The organism is uncultured Campylobacter sp., assembly GCF_938018035.1.
GTDB lineage: Bacteria > Campylobacterota > Campylobacteria > Campylobacterales > Campylobacteraceae > Campylobacter_B.
Genome location: NZ_CALIJF010000329.1, coordinates 1 through 8,619 on the forward strand (window position 1 = coordinate 1; position 8,619 = coordinate 8,619).

General features: G+C 48.6%; 7 protein-coding genes. 1 reads left to right on the plus strand and 6 read right to left on the minus strand.

Annotated elements, in window-relative coordinates; translation table 11 throughout:
* Positions 1–458 precede the first annotated feature (458 nt).
* The 3 genes from Q0257_RS09795 to Q0257_RS09805 all read right to left on the minus strand — a co-directional run bounded on the left by Q0257_RS09795 (position 459) and on the right by Q0257_RS09805 (position 3,179).
* Complete coding sequence (locus Q0257_RS09795) at positions 459–1,130, minus strand: NapC/NirT family cytochrome c (RefSeq protein ID WP_298024484.1); 672 nt, start codon at positions 1,128–1,130, stop codon at positions 459–461.
* Complete coding sequence (locus Q0257_RS09800) at positions 1,127–1,558, minus strand: cytochrome c3 family protein (RefSeq protein WP_005870314.1); 432 nt, start codon at positions 1,556–1,558, stop codon at positions 1,127–1,129. The genes Q0257_RS09795 and Q0257_RS09800 overlap by 4 nt, the downstream gene beginning before the upstream one ends.
* Before the next feature lie 79 nt (positions 1,559–1,637).
* Entirely contained in the window at positions 1,638–3,179 is a 1,542-nt protein-coding gene (locus Q0257_RS09805) for a flavocytochrome c (protein WP_298024474.1), read from the minus strand.
* 141 nt (positions 3,180–3,320) lie between these two features.
* On the opposite strand from Q0257_RS09805, the gene Q0257_RS09810 reads away from it, so the two are divergent.
* Entirely contained in the window at positions 3,321–4,232 is a 912-nt protein-coding gene (locus tag Q0257_RS09810; RefSeq protein ID WP_298024476.1) for a LysR family transcriptional regulator, read from the plus strand.
* Positions 4,233–4,446: 214 nt separating this feature from the next.
* On the opposite strand, the gene Q0257_RS09815 is transcribed toward Q0257_RS09810, so the two are convergent.
* From Q0257_RS09815 to Q0257_RS09825, 3 genes are all read right to left on the minus strand, one after another.
* Positions 4,447–5,436 carry a c-type cytochrome gene (locus tag Q0257_RS09815; protein ID WP_298024478.1) on the minus strand — a complete coding sequence of 330 codons (990 nt, stop codon included), beginning with the start codon at positions 5,434–5,436 and terminating at the stop codon, positions 4,447–4,449.
* Positions 5,437–6,811: 1,375 nt separating this feature from the next.
* Positions 6,812–7,990: a pyridoxal phosphate-dependent aminotransferase gene (locus Q0257_RS09820; protein ID WP_298024480.1), complete on the minus strand. Its 1,179-nt coding sequence runs from the start codon at positions 7,988–7,990 to the stop codon at positions 6,812–6,814.
* Positions 7,987–8,466: a hypothetical protein gene (locus Q0257_RS09825; RefSeq protein WP_298024482.1), complete on the minus strand. Its 480-nt coding sequence runs from the start codon at positions 8,464–8,466 to the stop codon at positions 7,987–7,989. The genes Q0257_RS09820 and Q0257_RS09825 overlap by 4 nt, the downstream gene beginning before the upstream one ends.
* Positions 8,467–8,619 lie beyond the last annotated feature (153 nt).

Genomic DNA, 8,619 nt, shown 5'->3' on the forward strand with positions numbered 1-8,619 from the left:
ACCATATAGCGCACTCAATCCATACTTCTCATCATTCTCTTTGGTGATGATTGCGTTTTCAAACGCCATCGCTTCCTCCTAAAATTTTAATTCGATTATACCCTCGATAATTTATGCTAGCCTTATGCACTCATGAATGTATCGTGAGTATGAAATTTTTAAGTTCGCACTATAGCAAGGCTCATAGAGATGCAATTGTAAAGGTTTTTTGTCGATACTTTTCGTTTACGAGCTGACGAGTAAGAAGTGCATAAACTTAAGTTGCGGGCAGTTGGTTCAATATAGTCTGATAGATGAAATTTTAAATCGAGAATTCGGGTAAATTTTAAATCTAAAAGTCGATAAAATTTAATAAAAATTTCACAAAAACCTCGCCAAAATTTCAAAAATCCCGTCAAGGTCTCAGCTAAACCTCGGCGGAATTTTGAAATTTAGAAATTCTAGGATTTCAAACGGCGTTATTTCTTCGCGCTAGAAGCGTCCATAAAGGCCTGCTCTTCGGCGCTCGGTTTATACTCGTCGCCGAAGAATTTCTTCTTTGCTTTGATCTTCTCCTCCATCATCTTCTTTTCGTAAATTTTATACGTCGGTCGCCAGTACTCTAGGTAGTTGCGAAGCCCGATGCCGTGACCCGCACTTACGTGGCAGCTCGCGCATTTAAGCTCGCGCTCGGTGCCTAGGAGCTTTTTGTAGTGCGCGTGCATGCGCTGCGCCTGCTCGGAGGTGATTTTGCTGTCGATCACGGTGGCGTGGCAGCTCGTGCAGCCGTTGTCAAACACATAGTGCTCGCGGTTTTCGCGCCTTTTGTTCCAGTCAAATTTTTCAGGCTCGTCAAAGAAGTGCGAGTAGCCCTCCAGCACGCCGTTTTTGGCCTTTTGATAGACGTATTTTACGATATTGTCGTGCGGTAGGTGGCAGTCGACGCATTGGGCTTTGATGCCCGTTTTGCCCTTGCCCGAGTGGACGTCGTCTTGATAGGCGATCACCATCGGATCCATCTCGTGGCAGACGTCGCAGAATTTATCGGTGCTAGTTTTCTCAAGCGCATAGTGCACCGGCACGACGACGAAAAACCCTATAATACCGCTTATTAAGATGATAAGCGCTAGTAATTTTTTAGAAATTCTCATGGTGTCACCCCCATCCATTGCGGCACTTCGTGCTCGTGGCATTCGGTACACATATTCGTAGATGCCTTGTGCTCGTTGTGGCATTCGTCGCAGTATAGCGTAGGACCGTCGTGGACGGAGTTATGCGGATTAGCCTTAAGAGTATCCATAAATTTAAGCCTCAAAGCGAGCTGCTTTTTGTCGCCGTGGCAGCTGATACAGCCCTTGTCGCCGATGCTTTTAAATTTAGACGGATCGCTTCCTTGATTTATGTGGCAATCGACGCAGTCAAACGACAAATGCTCGTGATGAGGTTTGATTTTGTATTTTGCCCGAAGCTCATCTGAAACGACTATGTTCGTGGCGTTGGCGTCGTTAGCACTCGGCGCGCCGAACAAAGTCGCGATGATACAGCACAGAAAAAGCGCCGTAAAACTGAAATTTTTCATTTACAACCTTTTAGAAAACTGCCTTGCCGGCTTGCTTTCGCTACCGGCAAAGCTTTAAAGAGCTTGCGCTCGGGCCTAGCTAAGCGATCTGCTCGCCTGCGATCATTCCGAAAACTATACAGTCGGTGATCGCGACGGTGCCTAAGCGGCTAGCGCCGTGAGTACCGCCGGTGATCTCGCCTGCAGCCCAGAGGCCCGGGATCGGTTTATTCGTCTTGCTTGAGATGACCTCGGCTTTGGTGTTGATTTTTAGGCCGCCCATAGTGTGGTGAGGCTTCGGCGAGAGGCGGATGACGTAGAAAGGTCCCGCTTCGTTGATCTCGCTAAGCGCACTTTCTTGTTTGCCGAACTCATCTTTTTTGGCTTTAACGCCTTCGTTGTATTTTTTAACGCTCTGCTTTAAAGCATCCGCAGGCACGCCGTATTTGCTGGCGATCTCATCTAGGCTCGCGCATTCGCCCACTAGCTTACCGCTTGCCATGCCCTTGGAAATCACCTCTTCGCTTAGGTCTTTAAACGCCATTTTGGTGTCAGCGAATGTTATCGGATAGGCTTTTGGATCCTCACGTAAAATTTTAAACTCTGCGTCCGCTCTAGTCTTGCGATCTGCAAGCTCGTTCATAAAGCGTTTGCCCGTGCGAACGTCCACGGCGATACCGTATTTAAAGGTGCCTTGCTGAGTTAGGATCGGAGCGGTGCCGAAGCCCTTCTCATCGGGGCTCGCCCACGGACCGAACTGGATCCAATCTACCTGTACCGGATACGCGCCGATCTCAAAGGCTTTTAGCAGCGCGCCCGCGGTAGCTCCAGCGTGATTTGTGCTATCGACGTCATCTGGAATGCGCGGATCTTGAAGCTTGCGGAAAATTTTATCGCGGCAAAATCCGCCCGCTGCGAGTACTACGCCTTTTTTGGCTTTGAGCGTCTTTTTTGTACCGCTGGTGTTTTCAAGATCGTCGCTGTAAAGATTTGGATCAAATTTATACTCCTCGCGGATCACGACGCCCGCCACGCGATCACCGTCCATTACGAAATCATCAAATTTTGCGCGGCGGCGAAGCTCGCAGCCCTTATCTTTTAGCGCTTCAAATTTTTCAAGCATCGGCTGGATGTAGCCAGAGCCGCTATCATTTGTAGTTAGCATCGAGCGCGCGACGCTGTGTCCGCCGAAGTGCGCGCAGTGATCCATTTTAAACTGCACGCCGTTATCTACGAGGAATTTAAATGCGTCCAAACCGCGATCGGCTAGGGTGCTTAAAAGCTCGGGGTGATTGATGCCAAGTCCTGCTTTTAGACAGTCGTTCATAAATAGCTCTTTGCTGTCTTTGATGCCAGTTTTTTCCTGCACGGGGTTCATCGGCACGCTCATACCGCCGCCGTTGATGACGGAGTTTCCGCCGATACGGCCCATCTTTTCGAGGATTAGCACTTTATTGCCTTTTTGCGCCGCTTTTAAGCCCGCCGCAAGTCCTGCAAACCCGCTACCGATGATGATTACATCCCACTCCTCGTCAAATTTGACGTCCTTTGCGTCCACTGCGCTTGCTTGCGCATTTACAGCGCCAAGCGCAAGTGCGCCGGCTCCTACCATACCCATTTTCAGTATGTCGCGTCTCTGCATATTTTGCCCCTTTACTTAGAGATTTTTTAATCTTAAAGATTAATGTCGTAATTTTATATTAAATCTTTATGTAAGTCAAATGTTATTTGGTATATAATTTAATAGCTAAAGGCTATAAAATTTCAACCGAAGGGGCAAAAAATGAGCCTGCGACATATGGAATTTGCGGTAAAAATTTCGGAGCTTAAAAGCTTTACAAAAGCGGCGAGCGAGCTTGGAATCGCGCAGCCGTCGCTTTCAAAGAGCATTATGCTTTTAGAAAAGGAGCTCGGGATCGAAATTTTCGATAGAAAAAACGGCCCTGAGCTTACATACGCGGGCGAAATTTACATCGCTAGAGCGAAAAATATGCTTAGGCTCAATAAGGAGCTAAATAACGAAATCCGCGGGCTTTCGTCGATCAAGACGGGCAAGCTCGTAATCGGCGCAACCTCGACCAGCTTTAAATTTATCGAAAAGATCATCGCGATGTTTTACAGTAGGTTTTCTAAAGCCGACATCAGGGTCGTGCACGCTCACTCCGAGCCCGCGCTCATCGAGATGCTAAAAAGCGGCGAGCTTGATATCGTCTATGCCGCGCACTTCGGCGAGCTTTTCGCGGAGGGGCTTGAGTGCGAGTTTATAAAAAAGCGCAGGCTGCTTCTAAGCGTCTGCTCCTCGCATCCTGCTGTTTCGCGAGCGAGCATAAATTCTACCGAAAGATATCCTAAAATCGCACTTAGCGAGTTCAAATCCGATAAATTTGCAATTAGCAGTAAAATTTTAAAAAGTGAATCGAACTTTAAAAAGATCTTTGAAAACGCCGGCTTTACGCCTCAAATTTTCTGCGACACCTCCTATCTGTACGTGGCTAACGCGATGGTCGCGGCTGGGCTTTGCGTCAGCTTCAGCTTCGCGCGGTACATTTTTGAGACGCAAAAGGACTACATCACGCTCTTTGACGTCGCGGATGAGCCGCTTTTGGACGTGTCGTTTTCGGTCGTGTATAAAAAGCCCTCCAAGCTCGCAAAGGAATTTATAAAGATGATAAAAGCGGGCAAAAGCGGCGAGTAGGGCGCGCGGGAAATAATATGCACAAAATTTGTATTTTAATCTCACGCTGAGCCATATTACATAGCGCAAATTTACAGTAAATTTCAAGTTATACCGCACATCGTAAATTTGCTTTGAAATCCGCATCCATAGCGTTAGATCTGTTCTAAATTCTACAACCGAGCCGTATTAAATTTATGTTAAAATTCCGCCGCCGCAAGGACGGCGTTTGATTTTATTTTTTGATCATGCGCTTATACGGGCCGAAGCGGTGGTCGTTCTCGTCAAATCCGTCGTTGTAGGGCCCCACGTCCATATCCATCTGCTTGACGTCTAGATCGGGGAAATCTTTCTTCCTATCGGGTTTAATCTTGCGCGGTTTTGAGTTTATATACGCCGTCACGTCGAAAGCTTCCTCCCAGCTTAGCGAGGCGTCTCCTTTAGGCATAGTGGCTTTGACATACCTAGCCCCTTCGATGAGCCTATACATACCGGCGCCCGTATTGTAGCTGTCATCGCCCCAAAGCGCGGGGAATGTGTAGTAATCGCCGCTTTGAGCAAACCCCTCGTTTTTTACCCCTTCGCCGTTTTCGCCGTGGCAGGCGGCGCATTTTGCGGCGTAAATTTCGCGTCCTTTTTTAGGATCCGCCGCGCGGTCTAAAAACTGCGCCTTCGGTAGCCCCTGGCCTTTTAGCTTTGCGCCGACCTCATATCCTGCGGAGAGCCAGTGCATGTAGGCGATCATCGCGCGCATCTCTTTGGAGTTCGTAGGTATCGCCTTGCCTGCCATCGAGCGCTGAAAACATCCGTTTATGCGGTCTTGCAGCGTGACTAGCTGATCCGATCTCGCGACATACTGCGGAAATCTCGCGTAGATACCCACGAACGGGCTTTGATCGGGCACGACGCCGCCGCTCGTATGACAGCTCGAACAGGAGAGGTTGTTGCCCGCAAAGCGCATTTTTTCGTCCTTTGCTTGCGGTCCGAGATACCTCGTCGTCTCGTTGATGAGCTTCGCGCCGTAGATGACGGTCTTTGCATAAGGCGAGTTGCCAAGCTTCGCTTCGTCTATGACGCCGTTTTCATCGATGCCTACGGGCAGCCTAAACTCCTGCGTCTTTTGCTCATACGGCACGGCTTTTTTGGCGTTGAGTTTGGCTACATCGAAGCCTAAAACGGGCGTAAAAAATAGCGGAAGCGCTAAAACAAGGGTGGTTTTTCTCATATGTTCTCCTTTAAAAAGTAAAATATACATTTGAAATTATTGAATTTTTTAGTTAAATGTGCGTTAAAATTTCAAAAAAAGGAGAAATTCCGAGAGTTCGCACAGAGGAAAATTTTAAAGAGCCGATTTTAAAATTTGAGCAGGCGAAAAAATTTTAAAGGCTGATTTTGCGATCTGCGCGTAGGGGAGATTTTAAAAAAGCCGATTTTTGAAGGCCTGCGAGAGTGCAAATTTAAGGGCGCTTTCGCTTTGCGGCTCGTTTCGTGCACCGCTCGGTCGCTTCCTGCGTTGTTGTATCTTGCGCCTCTGTATTTTGCGTCGCGCGCACGGACCGCTTCATTTTTTGCGTCGTGGATGCGGCATCGCGCCGCGTATAAATGCAGAGCGCATGCAAGCGTCCGCGGGAAACGAACGGATAAGATAAACGGATTAATTTCGCTCGTGCGCAACCGCGGTATATTTGATCCGTGCCGCCCCTGCTACTCCGCCACAAACGAGCCGTTCGCAAAAACTTGTCGCGGCATGCTGCCGAAGTACAAGTCGCAAATTAGTATTTCAGCGCGAGATTTGCAAAAGCATGTCGCAGTGCATCGCAGCAGGATCGCCCGCCGCATTTGAAATTATCTAAGTCCGCCGGCGCGATAGGACGAGGCGGATCGTCTCGTCTATGCGCCGTTTAGACGGCGCGCGTATTTATGCTCGCCCTGCACTCGCCTTAAACGGGCTCTAGGTTTGAAATTTAACCCGAGCGGGCTTGGAATTTTAAATTTAAGCGGATTTAGGCTTTGGCGGTCGGATCTGCTTGCGCGCCGCGCCGAACCGTATCCGCGCTAGAAATATCGCCGCTGAGATAAAATTTCGCGCGGCAGGCGCCGTAATGCGGCGATATGAAATTCTAACGCTCCTAAATAAAACGGCATGAAATTTTAAATGCTCTTAAATTAAAACAGCGCGAAATTTAACCGCACCGAGCCGCCGCATTAAATTCTGAAAATTCCAAGCCGTGTCGGGCGGCACAAAATTTAACCGCGCCCGGCGGTCGATAAATTCCGTCGCTAAGCCGTATCATGCGGAGCCGCATCGCGTAATATCAGCGTTAAGCTCTACCGCCGCGCCGCGCGGGATTATGTTAAAATTCTACCGCCGCGCCGTGCTACGCCCGACAGGATCTACATCAAATTTTGCCGCCGAGTTGCACCGCACTAGATTTGTTTTAAATTTTGCCGTCGTGCGCACTAAATTTACGGTCAAAATTTCGTCGTCGCGCCGCGCAAAATTTGCACAAAATTCGCCGTATCGTCGAGTCAAATTTGTCTCAAAATCCATTACTGCGGCGAGCTGCGTTAAAATTTAGATCAAAATTTCGCTGGCATGCCTATCTGTGGTAATTTTTTACGAATTTTTCTATGCGCTCAAAGCCGCGTTTTAGATTTTCCATAGAGCATGCAAAGCTTATGCGGAAGTGCCCATCCATGCCAAATCCGCTTCCTGGCACCGTGGCTACGAGCCCTTTATCTAGCAGTTGCATGCAGAATTTCATACTATCAGGTTCTACCTGAGAGCAATCTATGAAGAAATAAAATGCGCCGTCAGGTTTTACAACACTAAGCCCTGGGATCGCGCCTATCGCGTCCGTGCCAAAATCGCGCCTGTGCTCGTATTCGCGCCTCATCTCCTCGATATAATCGTCCGCCTCGCCGCGCAGTACCGGCATAGCGCCTGCCTGGACGATGCTTGCTACGTTGCTGACGCTTTGACTTTGTAAGTTTATCATCGCCTTATTTAGCTCATCGATCGCACAAGCGGTGTAGCCGAAGCGCCAGCCGGGCATCGCGCCGCATTTGCTTAGCCCGTTAATCGTCACGGTGCGCCCGAACATATCCTCACTGATGCTTGCTGCGGCTATGAAGCTCTTGCCGAAGACGATTTTTTCGTAAATTTCATCGGCAATTACTAAAATATCCGTGCCCTTTAGCACTTCCGCAAGCTCTTGCAGCTCCTGGCGCGAATATACGGCGCCTGCGGGGTTGCTCGGGTTGAAAAGGCACAGCGCCTTCGTGCGCGGCGTGATCGCGGCTTTGAGCTGTGAGGCGGTGATTTTGTATCGGTTTTCCGCCTTGGTGGCTACGATGACGGGCTTGCTGCCGCAAAATTTTACGATGTCTGGGTAGGTGACCCAATAAGGCGCCGGTATTATAACCTCATCGCCTTCGTTTAAGATGCAGTTAAAGGCGTTAAATAGCGAGTGTTTGGCGCCTACGTTGGTGATGATCTGATCAGGCCTGTAATCTAGGTCGTTGTCGCGCTTTAGCTTCTGCGCGATTAAATTTAAAATTTCGGGCGTGCCGGCAACCGGCGTATATTTTCCACAGCCCTTAGCCATAGCCTCTATGACCGCTTTTTTAGCGACTTCTGCGGTATCGAAATCAGGCTCGCCCGCACTTAGGATCACGACGTCTTGCCCCTGAGCTTTCATCTGCTTGGCTTTGGTGCTGATTGCGATCGTTAGGCTTTCGCCGAGCTTGCTTACGCGACTTGAAAGTGTTAATTTCATTGATGCTCCTTGGATTGGTTTAGACAATTTAAAATTTGATTTTTGACGCTAAAAGCCCTGCCGCTACTTGGGTCTTGGTTGTAGATATCGTCGATTTTATAATCGCCTCCGCTACGGACGAGTTTGTAGATTATCGTCTGCGCGCCGTAGGGGCAGGTCTGAGTTACTACGACGGTATCGCGCTGCCCTAGCTCAAAATCATATTTCGCGTCGTCGCAGACATCTTGACCGCCGATTACCGGATCGTAGTCCAAGCAGCCTACCTCACCTTCGCCGGCAGATGCTTCATCTTGCATAAGCACGGATCTGAAAGAAGCCGATAGGGCATTTTTGTGATCGCCGAAATAGGTATCCTTGATGTATAGACTTTTTACTAGGCTTATTCTGGCGTCGTCCGCGGAATTTTTCGCGCTATTAGCATCGCTGCCGCTTGCCGATAAAATAGCAAAAATTGTAAAAAATAGAGCTTTTTTCACTTTAACCCTCTTATTTTAATGATTTCAGATACTCTTCGTAGAATTTGTTTAGATCCTCATCCATTGCGGAGATATCTTTTCTGCCGCTGCAGATGCAATCTTCCAAAATTTCGATACGCTTGATGAGATATTTGATAAGCTCTTTGCTGATAT